Origin of the sequence: Janibacter sp. LM, from assembly GCF_039631275.1 — a bacterium.
Lineage (GTDB): Bacteria > Actinomycetota > Actinomycetes > Actinomycetales > Dermatophilaceae > Janibacter > Janibacter terrae.
Map to the genome: position 1 here is coordinate 40,971 of NZ_JBDIVG010000026.1, position 14,408 is coordinate 55,378.

At 73.1% G+C, this 14,408-nt stretch carries 16 protein-coding genes; 10 read left to right on the forward strand and 6 right to left on the reverse strand.

Translation table 11 applies throughout. The features are described from left to right. Window positions 1–15: 15 nt before the first annotated feature. A complete protein-coding gene (locus ABC138_RS13765; RefSeq protein WP_345914039.1) occupies window positions 16–1,185 on the reverse strand; it encodes a sterol desaturase family protein in 1,170 nt (389 codons plus the stop codon). A 92-nt stretch (window positions 1,186–1,277) separates the two neighbouring features. Between ABC138_RS13765 and ABC138_RS13770 the strand changes: the two genes are divergently transcribed. Further along, complete coding sequence (locus tag ABC138_RS13770; RefSeq protein WP_345914040.1) at window positions 1,278–1,877, forward strand: TetR/AcrR family transcriptional regulator; 600 nt, start codon at window positions 1,278–1,280, stop codon at window positions 1,875–1,877. Window positions 1,878–1,883: 6 nt separating this feature from the next. Here ABC138_RS13770 and ABC138_RS13775 read toward each other — a convergent pair whose 3' ends face one another. Further along, the gene (locus ABC138_RS13775; protein WP_345914041.1) at window positions 1,884–2,759 is read right to left on the reverse strand and encodes an oxygenase MpaB family protein; all 876 of its coding nucleotides are present in this window, start codon (window positions 2,757–2,759) and stop codon (window positions 1,884–1,886) included. A gap of 66 nt (window positions 2,760–2,825) precedes the next feature. On the opposite strand from ABC138_RS13775, the gene ABC138_RS13780 reads away from it, so the two are divergent. Further along, complete coding sequence (locus tag ABC138_RS13780; RefSeq protein ID WP_345914042.1) at window positions 2,826–3,227, forward strand: SRPBCC family protein; 402 nt, start codon at window positions 2,826–2,828, stop codon at window positions 3,225–3,227. Window positions 3,228–3,236: 9 nt separating this feature from the next. Here ABC138_RS13780 and ABC138_RS13785 read toward each other — a convergent pair whose 3' ends face one another. Further along, window positions 3,237–3,848, reverse strand: a complete 612-nt coding sequence (locus ABC138_RS13785; protein WP_068328295.1) for a DUF4230 domain-containing protein — start codon at window positions 3,846–3,848, stop codon at window positions 3,237–3,239. A gap of 48 nt (window positions 3,849–3,896) precedes the next feature. Between ABC138_RS13785 and ABC138_RS13790 the strand changes: the two genes are divergently transcribed. Both ABC138_RS13790 and fumC read left to right on the forward strand, forming a co-directional pair. Then, window positions 3,897–4,472 carry a TIGR00730 family Rossman fold protein gene (locus ABC138_RS13790; protein ID WP_345914043.1) on the forward strand — a complete coding sequence of 192 codons (576 nt, stop codon included), beginning with the start codon at window positions 3,897–3,899 and terminating at the stop codon, window positions 4,470–4,472. Between the two features lie 23 nt (window positions 4,473–4,495). Further along, on the forward strand, window positions 4,496–5,899 hold the full coding sequence (gene fumC, locus ABC138_RS13795) for a class II fumarate hydratase (RefSeq protein WP_068328298.1): 1,404 nt from the start codon (window positions 4,496–4,498) through the stop codon (window positions 5,897–5,899). Window positions 5,900–6,105: 206 nt separating this feature from the next. On the opposite strand, the gene ABC138_RS13800 is transcribed toward fumC, so the two are convergent. Together ABC138_RS13800 and ABC138_RS13805 are read right to left on the reverse strand one after the other, a co-directional pair. Continuing rightward, complete coding sequence (locus tag ABC138_RS13800) at window positions 6,106–6,519, reverse strand: tetratricopeptide repeat protein (RefSeq protein WP_345914044.1); 414 nt, start codon at window positions 6,517–6,519, stop codon at window positions 6,106–6,108. A 40-nt stretch (window positions 6,520–6,559) separates the two neighbouring features. Continuing rightward, window positions 6,560–7,108 carry a nucleosidase gene (locus ABC138_RS13805; RefSeq protein ID WP_068328316.1) on the reverse strand — a complete coding sequence of 183 codons (549 nt, stop codon included), beginning with the start codon at window positions 7,106–7,108 and terminating at the stop codon, window positions 6,560–6,562. A gap of 32 nt (window positions 7,109–7,140) precedes the next feature. Between ABC138_RS13805 and ABC138_RS13810 the strand changes: the two genes are divergently transcribed. From ABC138_RS13810 to ABC138_RS13825, 4 genes are all read left to right on the forward strand, one after another. Then, window positions 7,141–8,643: an amidohydrolase family protein gene (locus tag ABC138_RS13810; RefSeq protein WP_345914045.1), complete on the forward strand. Its 1,503-nt coding sequence runs from the start codon at window positions 7,141–7,143 to the stop codon at window positions 8,641–8,643. A 120-nt stretch (window positions 8,644–8,763) separates the two neighbouring features. Continuing rightward, window positions 8,764–10,641 carry a DUF294 nucleotidyltransferase-like domain-containing protein gene (locus ABC138_RS13815; protein ID WP_345914046.1) on the forward strand — a complete coding sequence of 626 codons (1,878 nt, stop codon included), beginning with the start codon at window positions 8,764–8,766 and terminating at the stop codon, window positions 10,639–10,641. After that, window positions 10,638–11,348, forward strand: coding sequence for an exonuclease domain-containing protein (locus ABC138_RS13820; protein WP_068426631.1), 711 nt, complete (start codon window positions 10,638–10,640; stop codon window positions 11,346–11,348). Before ABC138_RS13815 ends, ABC138_RS13820 begins: the two co-directional genes overlap by 4 nt. 143 nt (window positions 11,349–11,491) lie before the next feature. Next, entirely contained in the window at window positions 11,492–12,382 is an 891-nt protein-coding gene (locus ABC138_RS13825; protein ID WP_082807703.1) for a DUF4397 domain-containing protein, read from the forward strand. On the opposite strand, the gene ABC138_RS13830 is transcribed toward ABC138_RS13825, so the two are convergent. Then, a complete protein-coding gene (locus ABC138_RS13830) occupies window positions 12,352–12,972 on the reverse strand; it encodes a S1 family peptidase (RefSeq protein WP_345914047.1) in 621 nt (206 codons plus the stop codon). The genes ABC138_RS13825 and ABC138_RS13830 overlap by 31 nt on opposite strands. Here ABC138_RS13830 and ABC138_RS13835 point away from each other — a divergent pair. Both ABC138_RS13835 and ahpC read left to right on the forward strand, forming a co-directional pair. Further along, entirely contained in the window at window positions 12,951–13,349 is a 399-nt protein-coding gene (locus ABC138_RS13835; protein ID WP_345914049.1) for a hypothetical protein, read from the forward strand. The two genes, ABC138_RS13830 and ABC138_RS13835, sit on opposite strands and share 22 nt — an antisense overlap. A 478-nt stretch (window positions 13,350–13,827) precedes the next feature. Next, a complete protein-coding gene (gene ahpC, locus ABC138_RS13840; RefSeq protein WP_345914051.1) occupies window positions 13,828–14,394 on the forward strand; it encodes an alkyl hydroperoxide reductase subunit C in 567 nt (188 codons plus the stop codon). The last annotated feature ends 14 nt before the right edge of the window (window positions 14,395–14,408 follow it).

Here is a 14,408-nt window from a genome sequence, read left to right on the forward strand (position 1 = left end):
GCCGTGCCGGCCCGCTCAGCCCGCCACCGGCTCCGACACCCGGCTGACCGGCTCCGCGACAGGGGCCAGCTCGGCACGGCGCTCGTAGGCCCACCCGGGTCCGCGCAGCAGGAACCCGAAGCGGTCGGCCCAGGTCGGGGCCGTGGCGACGTCCGTGGCGATGTCCCGCCACTCGTGCGTGGCGATCGTCCTGACGTCGAAGGTCTCGATGTTGCGGGTCAGCCCGTAGCGCACGCGTTCGACCTCGGGCTCGAAGGTCCCGAAGAGCTTGTCCCACAGGATGAGGATCGAGCCGTGGTTGATGTCCAGGTACTGCCGCTGGCTGCCGTGGTGGGCCCGGTGGTGGCTCGGGGTGTTGAGCACCCGCTCAAGCCAGCCGATCGAGCGCACCGCCTCGGTGTGGATCCAGAACTGGTAGATGAGGTTGAGCGCCCGCGCGTCCTCGATGTACCTCGGCGGCACGCCGGCGAGGGCGAGCAGCCCGTACGGCACGGCCATCGTGAAGCCCTCGGCGACCGGCTGCCGCAGGGCGGTCGAGAGGTTGTAGCGCTCGCTGCTGTGGTGCACGACGTGCACGGCCCACAGCCAGCGCGACTCGTGGGACAGGCGGTGGTTCCAGTAGTAGATGAAGTCCCAGCCGGCGATCCCGAGCAGGTAGCTCGCCGCACCCGTGCGCAGGCCGAAGGGGGCGAGCCGCGCCAGCCGCGTGGCCGAGGTCTGAGCGGTCCAGACGGTGGCGGCGGCGACGGCCGTCGAGGCGACCGCGGCGACGGCCGAGCCAGCGGTCAGGAGGCCGAGGGCGTCGGCGCGGGAGCGCACGGTGACCGGTGGTGCCGCGTCGGAGGGCAGGGTGCCGGCCTCCGGGAGGGTGCCGCCGTGCTCGCGGCGGCGGCGCAGGACGTCCCCGACCGTCGTGGCCGCGCCCGCGGCGGCGCCGAGGGCGAGGAGGGCGGTGCCCCCCTTCGTGCTGCCGGGGGTGAGGCGACGCAGGAGCGGGCCGGTGACGAAGGGGGCGACGAGGCTGCCGACTCCCATCGTCAGCGAGGCGATCGTGTCGCCCAGCTCGTAGTCGCCCGCACGCTCCTCGCCCGGTGCGGCCGGGTGCCGGCGCTGCCACCACAGCTCGGCGCCCATCGCGCCGATGAAGGCCGGGATGGCGAGCACGGTGAGGTCGGGTCGTGCCATGTCGGGGCTCCTTCGCCTCGGGACGGGACGAACTGACCATAGAGTCAGTTCGGGTCGGTGACAAGATGTGCCGCACCACGACAGGAGGTCCGGTGAGCACGATCGGGACGAAGGGGGTCGCCCGCGCCGAGCGCAGGCGGCAGCTCGTGCAGGCCGCCGTCGAAGAGCTCGGCCGCAAGGGCTACGACGGCGCCTCGATGACCGACATCGCCGAGCGGGCCGGCGTGTCCAAGGCGATGGTGCACAACGTCTTCGGGTCCAAGGCCGACCTCGCGGCCGCCTGCCTCGAGGAGGTCGGGCCCCCGCTCGTCTCCTCGATCGCCGCGGCCCAGACGGCCAGCGACCCGGGCCGGCGGGCGCAGGAGACCTTCACCGCCATCTTCTCCGCGATGGCCGAGCACCGGCACGCCTGGGCCCTCATCAACGACGAGACCCTGCCTGCCGGCTCCGCCGCCGCCGCGCTCGCCATGGACCACCGGGTCCGGCTGCGCACGATGGGCACGGTCGGCACCCGCGACGTGCTCGCCGCGGCGGGGCTCGAGGACCCACTCGACCACGACCTGCTCGACCACATCTGGGAGTCGATCGTCGACGCCGCGGTGACGTGGTGGCAGGAGCACGAGGACCACACCGCCGAGGACATGGCCGAGCGGCTCGCGCGACTGCTGGCCGTCGTCACGCTGCGGGGGTGACCTAGGTCAGCTCCCGGCCATGCCCCACCGCACCAAGCGGGTGGAGGTGTGGCCCGCGGCGCGGGCGAGCGTGCGCCGACCCCCGCGGGTCGCCGGCAGCTCGAGCATCTCGCCCGCCCAGGGCGGCAGGACCGAGAGGGCGCCGGCGGCGATGAGGGCGTAGCCGGGGCGGGCGGCCAGCGGGAGCGGCGGCTCGCGCAGGAGGAAGGTCGCCGCGTCCCGGGCCGCCTCGGTCACGACGAGCTCGGGCCGGTAGTCGGCGAGCTGGACCTCGAGCTCGGCCACCGACATCGGCAGGTCGCGGGCGCCGAGGCGGAGCGCCGGGACCGCGGTCTGGGCGACGTAGGTGTCCTCCTCCTCGACGGTGAGGGGCCGCGCCCCGAAGAGCTGGTGCGCGCGCAGGAAGCACCACACCTCCGCCACGTGCACCCAGCGCAGCAGGTGCGGGTCGTCCGCGGCGTACGGGACGCCCAGGTCGCTCGTGCCGCGCACGCGCGCGTGGACCGCCCGCACGACGTCGATCGCCTGCTCGGCGTGCTCGACCGTGCCGTACGTGGTCGTCGCGAGGTAGTGGCTGGTGCGCTGCAGCCGGCCCCACGGGTCGCCGCGGAACCCGCTGTGCCCGGCGACGCCCGCCATCGCCGAGGGGTGCAACGACTGCAGCAGCAGGGCGGCGACGCCCCCGGTGAACATCGACGCGTCCCCGTGGACCCGCCAGATCGGGTCCTCGCGGGTGAACCAGCGCGGTCCGGGGGTGTCCCAGATGCGGGCTGCGGCCTCGTGCGCGTCGGGGCCCGCGACCCGGCTGCGCAGCGCCGTGGCCAGACGTCGCTGCGCAGCGCCGACCGTCCGTGCGGTGAGGGTGCGGGGATCCGGGGCCACTCGCTCAGCCTACGGTCGCCCGGTCGGCCGTAGTGTCGGGCGCATGGCCACCCGTGCAGGTCGACGATGACGAGCGGTCCGGGGCGCCCCCTTCGCGTCCGGGCGGACGGCTCCGCGGCCGTCGACGAGGTGTGGCGCAGGTACACGACGCCCGCCCTGTGGGCCGGCTGGGCACCGCAGATCCGGGGCGTCGACCACCCGCCCGGACGCATCACCGCCGGTGGGGAAGGGGTCGTGCGCGGCCCGCTCGGGCTCCGCGTCCCCTTCGTCGTGGAGGCGGTCGACGACGAGGAGATGCGCTGGGTCTGGATGCCCGGGCCGGCCCCGCTCCGGGTGCGGATGCGGCACGGCGTCGACGCAGGGCGAAGGGGGAGCAGCGCGTGGGTCGAGATCGCGGCGCCGCGGCCGCTCGCGCTCGCCTATGCGCCGATCGCGCGGATGGCGCTGCGACGACTCGTGCGAGCGTGACGAACGAGGTCACTCACCGTCTGCCGGCTCCGCGCCCCACAGGACGGTCACGTCGGTGTAGCCGAGCCCGCCGAGCAGGTCGTCGAGCATCGCGCTCGTGTTCTTCTTGGCCTGCTCGACGAGCTTGTCCTCCGCGCTGGCGGCGGCGGTGATCTGCTCGACGGCCTTGATCTGCGCTTTGCGCTCGCGGTCGGAGCCCTTGAACTTCGTGATCAGTCCTCGCTCGTGCGTGAAGACCTTGCTCTCCTCGAGATCGAGAGAGGGCTTGCTCAGGCTCGGCTCCGGCAGACGGATGGTGGCCGACGTGCGGTCTGCCGTCGTGGTGATCGCGTCCTCGTCCAGGCCGCCGAAGTCCACGGCGACGTCGACGTTGCCCTTGCCCACGTAGACGAGGCGGTCGCCGGTGAGGAAGTCAGGGACGCGCGAGTCGTCCTCGAGGAGGACGACGGTCTCGTAGTACCCGCTCACGGCGTGGAACTCGCTCATGTCGGTCAACGACTGGAGGACCGTCCTGCTGGCCGGCTCCTCTTCAGGGGTGAAGGGGTTGAGCGCTGGCCGCCACAGGACCAGGGCGAGCGCGCCGACGAGGACCAGCACGACGAGGCTCAGGAAGCGGCGCATGAGCGGAGAGTAGCCGTGCGCGCAGACAGGGCCGCATAGGGTCGACGGGTGATCGAGCGACTGACCTGCTTCTGCGGTTCCACCCCCGGCAACGACCCCGGGTGGGTCGAGCTGGCGCACGCGGTCGGGTCCGACCTCGCTGGGCGCGGCATCGGCGTGGTCTACGGCGCGGGCGGGTCCGGCCTCATGGGCGCGCTCGCGCAGGGTGCGCTCGACGCGGGGGGAGAGGTCATCGGTGTGATCCCCTCCTTCATGGTGGAGCGCGAGTGGGGCCGCGACGACCTCACGGAGGTACACGTCGTCGAGACGATGCACGAGCGCAAGGCGCTGATGGCGGACCTGACGAGCGCCTTCCTCGCGCTGCCGGGCGGCATGGGCACGCTCGAGGAGATCTTCGAGGTGTGGACCTGGCGGCAGATCGGTCTGCTCGACAAGCCGGTGGGCTTCCTCGATGTCGACGGCTTCTGGACGCCGCTGCTGGACTCCCTCCGCGGCATCTCGCAGGCCGGGTTCATGTCGCCGGCGAGCCTGGACGACATCGTCGTGGCGACCGACCTGGACTCCGCCCTCGAGGGGCTGGAGGCCCGCGGGGTCGGGACCCGGGTGCTCCGGTCGCTCACCTGAGCGCTCCGAGTAGCGTTGGCTCCATGACTGAGATGCGCGCGGAGAAGGACAGCATGGGCACCATCGAGGTGGCCGCGGACAAGTACTGGGGGGCGCAGACGCAGCGTTCGCTGGGCAACTTCGACATCGGTCGGGACACCTTCGTGTGGGGCCGCTCGATGATCCGCGCCCTGGGTGTCCTGAAGAAGTCGGCCGCCCTGGCCAACGCCGAGCTCGGCGAGCTCCCGCAGGACGTCGCGGACCTCGTCACCCGGGCCGCCGACGAGGTCATCGCCGGTGACCTCGACGCGCACTTCCCGCTCGTCGTCTTCCAGACCGGCTCGGGCACGCAGTCCAACATGAACTCCAACGAGGTCATCTCCAACCGTGGCATCGAGATGGCCGGCGGCGAGATGGGATCCAAGACCCCGGTCCACCCCAACGACCACGTCAACCGCGGCCAGTCGAGCAACGACACCTTCCCGACCGCGATGCACATCGCGATCGTCCTCGACCTCGCCGAGCGCCTCTATCCCTCCGTCACGCAGCTGCGGGAGACCTTCGCCGCCAAGGCCACGCAGTACGCCGACGTCGTCATGGTCGGGCGCACCCACCTGCAGGACGCCACCCCGGTCACCCTCGGCCAGGTCATCGATGGCTGGGTCGCGCAGATCGACTTCGCCCTCGACGCCGTCAGGCACGCCGACGAGCGGGCCCGCGAGCTGGCCATCGGCGGCACCGCGGTCGGCACCGGCCTGAACGCCCACCCGCAGTTCGGCGCGCTCTGCGCCGCCAAGATCGCGGCCGAGACCGGGCACGACTTCGTGCAGGCCCCCAACCTCTTCGCCGCGCTGTCCGCCCACGACGCGCTCGTCGAGGTGAGCGGCTCCCTGCGCACACTCGCCGGGGCCCTGATGAAGATCGCCAACGACGTGCGCTGGTACGCCTCCGGCCCCCGCAACGGCATCGGCGAGCTGGCCATCCCGGAGAACGAGCCGGGCTCCTCGATCATGCCGGGCAAGGTCAACCCGACCCAGGCCGAGGCGATGACGATGGTCGCCACGCGGGTCTTCGGCAACGACGCGACGGTCGGCTTCGCGGGCAGCCAGGGCAACTTCCAGCTCAACGTCTACAAGCCGGTCATGGCCCACGCGGTCCTCGAGTCGATCCGGATCATCTCCGACGCGTGCGTCTCCTTCGACACCAACTGCGCCGTCGGCATCGAGCCGGTGACGGAGAAGATCGAGGAGAACCTCGCCCGCAACCTCATGCTCGTCACCGCCCTCAACCGCCACATCGGCTACGACAAGGCCGCGGCGATCGCCAAGAAGGCGCACAAGGAGGGCACGAGCCTGCGCGAGGCGGCACTCGCCTCCGGGGACATCTCCGGCGAGGACTTCGACGCCTGGGTGGTCCCGGCCGACATGACGCACCCGAGCGCCGGCTGACGCCCAGCCGGCAGCACGAAGGGGAGGGGAGACGCGTCGTCTCCCCTCCCCTTCGTCGTGGACGGGCCCAGACGTCCTGACCGACCGCACGCGGACGACGTGCGCCGCTGAGCACGACTTTCCCGGGGTTCGCAAGCGTTTTAAACTCTTGCAAACCCGAGGATTCTCGGGTCACCCGAGAATCGTGGGACACGTGGGGCGCCAGCTCAGAAGCCCTCGTCGGCCACCTCGGCGGCAGCGTCCGCAGGCGCTGCGTAGTCACCGAGCAGCTCGGCGAGGCGAAGGGGGCCGCGCGCCTCGTCGTGGCGCCCGGCCCGCTGGAGGGTGCGGCCGAGCAGCAGGTGCGCGTAGGCGTCGTCGGGGGCCTCGACGAGGACCTGGCGGCAGGCGGACTCGGCCCGCCCGAGCTGCGCGGAGTGGAAGTAGGCGCGGGCGAGCAGCAGGTGCAGCTCGGCCGTGCCGTGGCCGATCGGGTCCGCGTCGCCACCGGCGCGCGCCGCGGCGAGGTCGATGAGGAAGTCCTCGAGCTCGCGAGCGGCATCGGTGTACCGGGCGGCATCGAAGGCGTGCTTCGCGCGCTCGTACCGCTCGAAGCCGTAGAGGGTGTCGTTGCGCGTCATCATGTGGTGCTCAACCCCGACGAGTCGAGAACCATTCCCATCACCCGGCGAAGTCGGCCAGCCACGCCGCGAGCTCGCGCGCGCACCCGTCGACGGCCGCCGACCAGTCGTGCGCGGTCTCGTCGGCGTTGTCGCTCACCATCTTCACGAGATGGACCGGGACGCCGAGCTCCTGGCAGGCGAGGGCGATCGCGTAGCCCTCCATGTCGACGAGGTGGGCCTGCTCGGCGAGCCGGTCGCGGACCGCGGGGTCGGTGACGAAGAGGTCCCCGCTCGCGAGCGTCGTCGGGTGAGCGGGGTCCAGCTCGAGCCGCTCCCGCGGGTCGAGGCCGAGCCGGCGGATCGGCTCGGCCGACAGGTCGTGGTTGAGCACCGTGCCGATCTCGTGGAGCCCGGTGACGTCCGGGCGCAGCGCACCGGCGGTCCCGATGTTGACGACGACGAGGTCTTCGCGGTGCGGGTGCTCGCAGACCGCACGGGTCACGGCGACCGCCGCGAGGCTCTTGCCGACGCCGGTGAGGAGGACCTCGACGTCCTCGGGGACGTGGGCGGCCTCGGCCGCGATCGCAGCGACGACGAGCAGGTGCATGGCGCCACGGTAACCGTCGTAGGGTGCCGGGCATGACCCCCTTCGCCCCGCACGCGCTGCTCACCGGCGCCCGGCTGCGACCCGACGCCCCGCCCGTCGACATCCGGATGGACGCAGGGCGGATCGTGGAGATCGGCCCCGGTCTCGCCGCCCGCGGCGCGGCCGTGCACGACGCCGGGGGAGCGATGGTGATCCCGGGTCTGTGGGACGGTCACGTGCACTTCGGCCAGTGGGCCGCGATGGCGCGAAGGGTGGACGTCTCGGACACCGAGAGCCCGGACGAGGTCACCGCGAGGGTCGCGCGACACCTCGCGATCGAGCGTCCGGCGCCGGGCGCGGTCGTGCAGGGCTTCGGGTGGCGGGTGGCCGGCTGGGACCGGCTCCCGAGCACCGCGGAGCTGGACGCCGTCGTCGGCGACCGACCGGTCATCCTCATCAGCGGTGACTGCCACGCGGGCTGGCTGAGCAGCGCCGCCTTCCGCGCGCTCGGGTTGCCGGTGCGCGAGGGCCACCTCGACGAGGACGACTGGTTCCCCATCTACTCGCGCCTCGCGGACCTGCCGGAGGACCCGGCCGTCGTGCGCGCCAGCCTCGACGGCGCGATGCGAGCGGCCGCGGCGAAGGGGGTCGTCGGCGTCGCCGACATGGAGTTCGAGACCGGTCGCCTGGAGTGGCCGGCCCGCACGGCGGCGGGACTCGACCTGCTGCGGGTGCGCACGTGCACGTACCCGGAGGGGCTCGACGACGCGATCGCCGCCGGTGCCCGCACCGGTGACGTCCTCGACGCCACCGGCCTGGTGACGATGGGTCCGCTCAAGGTCATCACGGACGGCTCCCTCAACACCCGCACTGCGTGGTGCTGCGAGCCCTTCGTCACCGACGACGACCTCCGCGACCCACGGGGCAAGCGCAATGTCGACCCCGAGGAGCTGACCGCGATGCTCGCCCGGGCACATGCCCACGGCCTCGACGGGGCCGTGCACGCCATCGGCGACGCGGCCCTGCTCGACGCCCTCGACGCCTACGCGGCCAGCGGCGCGCGCGGCAGCATCGAGCACGCCCAGCTCGTGCGCATGGAGGCGCTCGGCCGCTTCGCCGAGCTCGGGATCGTCGCCAGCGTGCAGCCGGCCCACCTGCTCGACGACCGCGACTCGACGGAGGCCCTGTGGCCCGACCGGCTGGAGCGCTGCTTCGCCCTGCGGTCGATGGCGGACGCGGGGATCCCCCTTCGCCTGGGCTCGGACGCGCCCGTCGCGCCGCTCGACCCGTGGCTGGCCATGTCGGCCGCCGTCCACCGCAGCGCCGACGAGCGCGAGCCGTGGGCTCCCGAGCAGGCGATCACCCCGCGCGAGGCCCTGCTCGCCTCGACGGACGGAGTGGCCGAGCCGGCCGTCGGGGGCCCGGCCGACCTCGCGCTCGTCGACGACGGCGCCCGCCCCGCCGGCCTGTCCGGCACCGCCGAGCAGGCCGCGCTGCTGCGCACGACCCGGGTCCTCGCGACCTTCGTCGCCGGGCGCCTGACCCACTCCGCCTGATCCGGCGGCGCCCGCCCTGACCCGAGACGCTGCATTCCCCTAGGGCAATGCAGACGAGCGGTCGCCGACCTGCGCATTGCCCTAGGGGAATGCGGGGGACCGGGCTGCCACCATGGGGGCATGGCCGAGACCGAGCTGACCGAGGTCGTCGACTTCCTCGCGCAGCACGCCCCCTTCGACGCGCTGCCGGACCGGGTGCGCCGGGACCTGGCGCGCCGCCTGAGGGTCCGCTACCACCGCCGCGGCAGCCACCTCATCACCGTGGGGCGGGACAGCGACGAGCTCATCATCATCCGCTCGGGAGCCGTCGAGACCCGCGACGCGGAAGGACGGCTCGTCAGCCGCGGCGCCGAGGGGTGGGCCAGCGGCTCGACGACCCTCGTGGGCAGCAACCCGTCGCGCTTCGACGTCGTTGCCATCGAGGACACGCTCGGCCTGCACATGCCGGCGGAGGTCTTCCACGAGCTGCGCCGTGAGCAGCCGCGCTTCGCCGACCACTTCGAGGTGCAGCGGGCGGGCCTGCTGCGCGCAGCGGCCACGGCGGTCGCGACGAGTCGGCACGGCGAGGCGATCATGCGCACCTCCGCCCGTGACCTGGTCCACCGCGCCCCCATCACCGTCGGGTCGGGGACGGGCATCGCGCAGGCGGCGGGCGTCATGACGGACGAAGGGGTCTCCAGCCTCCTCGTCGTCGACGACGACGTGCTCGTCGGCATCCTCACCGACCGGGACCTGCGGCGCCGGGTGGTCGCCGCCGGGGTCGACCCGGCGCGTCCGGTGCGCGAGGTGATGACGCGCGAGCCGATCGTCGCGCCCGTCGACGCCCCGGCGCTGGAGATGCTCCTGACGATGACGCGGGCCAACGTCCACCACCTGCCGGTCGTCGAGGGGCGCCGCCCGGTCGGCGTGGTCACCGCCACCGACCTCATGCGGCTCGAGCGCGCCAACGCCGTGCACATCGTCGGCGAGGTGACCAAGCAGCCCGACGTCGACGGGGTCGTCGCGATCGCTGCCCGCACACCGAGGCTCGTGCAGCAGCTGCTCGAGCAGGACGTGAGCGCCGACGGCATCACCCGGGTCGTCACCTCGGTCGGCGACGCGGTGGAGCGCCGCCTCATCGCCCTCGCCCACGAGGACCTCGCCTCTCGGGGGCTCGGCCCCGCGCCCCGGATGTGCTGGATGGTCCTCGGCTCCCGCGCCCGGCACGAGCAGGCCCTCGGCAGCGACCAGGACCACGCGGTGATCATCGCCGACGACGCCCCGGAGGGTGCCGAGGAGTACGTCGCCGCCTTGGCCGCGCAGGTGGTGGCGGGGCTCGAGGCGGCCGGGCACCCGCGCTGCCCCGGTGACGTCATGGCGACGAACACCCGCTGGCACCAACGACTCTCGGGCTGGCGCGCCGAGTTCCGCCAGTGGCTCGACGAACCGGTCCCCGATGCCGTGCTCGGCGCCAGCATCTTCTTCGACTCCCGACCGCTGGCCGGCGACCACGAGCTGCACGCCCGCCTCGTCGAGGGGGTCGCCGCCCGGGTGCCGCAGGCCCGCAACCTCCTCGCGCACCTGGCCGCCCAGGCCGTGGCCAACGAACCCCCGCTCGGGTTCTTCCGCGGCTTCGTCCTCGCCCGCAGCGGGGAGCACAAGGACATGCTCGACCTCAAGCGCGGCGGCGTCGGGGCGATCGTCGACCTCGCCCGCGTCCACGCGCTGGGCTCGGGCCTGACCGTCGTCAACACTCGCGCCCGGCTGCGCGCCGTGGCCGGGCCCGGCGGGCTCTCCCCGGAGACGGCGGAGGGCCTCGTCGACGCGCTCGAGTTCATCTCGCACGTGCGTCTGGCCCACCAGTCCCGAAGGGAGGTCGCCGGGCTCCGCCCGACGTCCTGGCTCTCCCCGGACGAGCTGACGACCTTCGAGCGCCGCGCGCTGCGCGAGGCCTTCCACATCGTCCGCGAGGCCCAGCGGGGCCTGGCGCAGCGTCACCCCGGGCAGCACCTCGCATGATCCGGTGGCGTGACCCGGGCGGCGGCTCGGCCCGGCGGCGCGAGGCCGCCGCGCGCCGGGCCCCGGCCGGCCCGCTGCGGGACCACCTGGCGGTGCCACCCCCTTCGCCCGACACCCCGGTGGCCGAGCTGCCCCTGCTCGCCCTCGACCTGGAGACGACCGGCCTGGACGCCGGCAGCGACCGGATCGTCGCGATGGCCTGGGTGCCGGTCGACGGGCCGGCCGTCGACCTCGGGGGAGCGCGGCGTCTCGTCGTGGCTGCGGACGCCGGCGTCGGGGAGTCGGCGACCGTGCACGGCCTGACGGACGACGCGGTCGCAGCCGGCCAACCGGAGGCCGACGCGCTCACCGAGCTGCTCGCCGCGCTCACCGGACGGGTCCTGCTCGCCCACCACGCCTCCATCGAGACCACCTTCCTCGCCGCTGCCTGCGACCGGGTCTTCGCGGCCCCCTTCGCCACGACGTGCGTCGACACCCTGGACCTGCAGCGCCGGGTCCTCGCTGGGGCACTCGGCACCGGCCCCGAGCCCCGGGCGGGTGAGCTGCGGCTCCAGACCTCGCGGGAGCGTTTCGGCCTGCCTCGCTACCGCCCCCACGACCCGCTCGCCGACGCCCTGGGCTGCGCCGAGCTGTACCTCGCCCAGGTGGCCGAGCTCGCCGAGCGGGTGCGCAGACCCTTGACGCTCAAGACGATCCGCGCCCGCTGAGGGTCCGCGGGCACCCGCGACGACGACCCCGGTCGGCCGTCGCCAAAAAAACTTCCGGTGAAGTGCATCCCTGCGAGGGGGGTGGGGCGAAGTAAGGGCAGGACGCAAAGCAGCGTCTCCCCACCCAGACCAGGAGCACCCTGATGCGACTCACCCGACCGCTCGCCATCGCCGCACTGTCCACGGGCTTCGTCACCGCCCTGAGCGCCCCGGCCTTCGCCGCCGACGGCGACGCCACCGTGAGCATCCTGCACGGGGTGCCGGGCGCCACGGTGGACGTCTACGCCAACGGCGACGTCCTGCTCGAAGGCTTCGAGCCCGGCACGATCACCGACCCCATGCCCCTGCCCGCGGGGGAGTACGACCTCAAGGTCACCGCGGCCGGTGCCGGCGCCGACGGCGACGCCGTCATCCAGGCCGACGACGTCGCGGTCGAGGCCGGGACCAACATCACCGTCGCGGCCCACCTGGACGCCGACGGCACCCCTGTCCTCACCCCCTTCGCCAACGACGTGTCCGCCACCGAGCCCGGGCAGGCCCGCCTGACCGTCCGGCACACCGCCGCGGCCCCGGCGGTCGACGTCCGCGCCAACGGTGAGGTCGCCTTCGCCGACGTGACGAACCCCAAGGAGGGCACGACCGACCTCGCGGCCGGGACCGTCTCGGCCGACGTGGTCCTCGCCGGCACCGACGACGTCGTCATCGGCCCGGCCGACGTCACGCTCAAGGAGGGCACCAACACGATCGTGTACGCGTGGGGCTCCGCCGAGGACGACAACCTGGACCTCGCCGTCCAGGAGGTCTCCGGGCTTCCCCATCACCCAGTCGCTGCTCGACGAGGGCTACGTGATCGTCGACATCTCCCACGAGGCCTTCGACGACCGTCCCGAGCACTCGGGCGACAGCCTCGTCCGCGGTCCGCTGGCCGAGGACGCCTGACCGCCGGGCAGGACGAAGGGGGTGGACCGGGCGGCCCACCCCCTTCGCCGTCGTCGGACCGGGGTCAGTTGGCGACGTCGATCCGCACGCCGTAGTAGCTCGCTGCGTCGACGACCGGCTGGTAGAAGCTGTACGAGCCGGCCGCGTAGCCGCGGTTGTACCCGCACTCCACGCCGACCGGGCCGCCGGAGGTCATGCCCTGGGCGAGGTTGCCGACGCCGATGTACGCGCCCCCGGAGTCGCCGCCCTCGGTGCAGACGCTCGCCTCGGCGAGGCCGGAGACGATGGTGCCGCCGTAGTTGACGGTGCGGTTGTAGGCCTTGATCGTGCCGCAGGTCCAGCCCGTGGTGTTGCCGGCCTTGCAGATCTCGGAGCCGACGGCGTTCTTGCTCGCGCCCTGCACGGCGTAGTAGCCCGAGTGGCCGCGGCTGTCGACGTAGGGCTGGCCCACGTCCTCGGCGTCGATGTCCATCAGGCCCATGTCGACGCTGCTGTACCCCTCGCGGAAGCGGCTGTGCGTGCCCCTGCCGATGTGGGTGCCGTTGGCGTCGAGGACGGCGGGCAGGCCCTCGACGCAGTGCCCGGCGGTGAGCAGGACGTTGTTGCCGCTGGAGGTCCTGCCCGGGTAGCCCAGGCTGCAGTTGGTGCCGGGGGGAGAGGTCCATGATCCGGCCCGGCACGACATCGGCCTGGGTGCTCAGCGCGTCGGCGGTGGTGACGGTGACCCGGTCCATGGCGGCGATGCGTTGGCGCAGCGCGGTCGGCGCGTCCTCGGCGATGCGCACCTCGACGACGCCGCGCTGCAGGTTCGGGCCGACGGTGACGACGTGTCCCGACTGCGACCCGGCCCGCCTGAGCACGGTGGCCGCGACCCGGTCGAGGGCCCTCTGGCTCACGGTCGTGCTCGGGCGCAGCCCCGCGGCGCGCACCCTGGCGGCGTCCCGGGCGGTGCCCACGCCGACGACGAGCTGGGTCCCCTCGAACCATGCCCCGTCGGCGTCGACCCCCTTCGCCTCGAGCGAGCGAAGGGAGGCCTGCTTGCGCTCCTTCGTCGCGAGGTAGCTCCTGGCCTCGGCCTGCGTCCTGCCGTCGCGCTGCATGACGTACGACGTCATCGGGTCGGCCCGGTTGATCCCGTCGTCGGGCACGGGGGCCGCGGTCGCAGCCGGGGTGAGCATGACGCCGGCGCCGACGAGGGCTCCGGTGAGGGACAGGGTGCTGCGCAGTGTCATGGCGTCTCCTTGGTGTGGCCGGGGGTGTCCGGCTCGGTGAGTCGAAGGTGCCGCCCCGGGTGACCTGCGCCACGGGACCTGACCGAATCCGGAGCCGGGTGGCGGAATCCGAGGCCGGCGCACGCCGCGTGCTGACCTCCCGCGGGGGACTTCGCGCCAGTCGCCCCGCGCAGTTCACCCGGATTTTCCCGGCCCCGGTTTGCGCCCTCGGGGGTCATCCGCTAGATTGGAATCGTTCCAATCCACGGAGCGCTCAAGCGCGACGCGGGTCGGAGCCACTGACCCCGAGATGCACAGGAGCTCAACGCATGTCCCTCATCAACACCCAGATCAAGCCCTTCCAGGCCACCGGCTACATCAACGGTGAGTTCAAGGACTTCTCCGAGGCCGACATCGCCGGCAAGTGGGCGATCTTCTTCTTCTACCCGGCGGACTTCACCTTCGTCTGCCCGACCGAGCTCGAGGACCTGGCCGGCCAGTACGACGCCGAGCTCAAGGGCCTGGGCGTCGAGGTCTTCTCCGTCTCGACCGACACGCACTTCACGCACAAGGCGTGGCACGAGACCTCCGAGGCCGTCGGCAAGGTCACCTACCCGATGCTCGGCGACCCGACCGCCACCATCTCGCGCAACTTCGACATCCTGCGTGAGGACGAGGGCCTGGCCAACCGTGGCACCTTCCTCGTCGACCCCGACGGCGTGATCCAGTTCCTCGAGATCACCGCCGAGGGCATCGGCCGCAACGCCGCCGAGCTCGTCCGCAAGGTCAAGGCCGCCCAGTACGTCCGCAACAACCCCGGCGAGGTCTGCCCGGCCAAGTGGGAAGAGGGCGCCGAGACCCTCGCCCCGAGCCTGGACCTCGTCGGCAAGATCTGATCGAGCCCTGACAG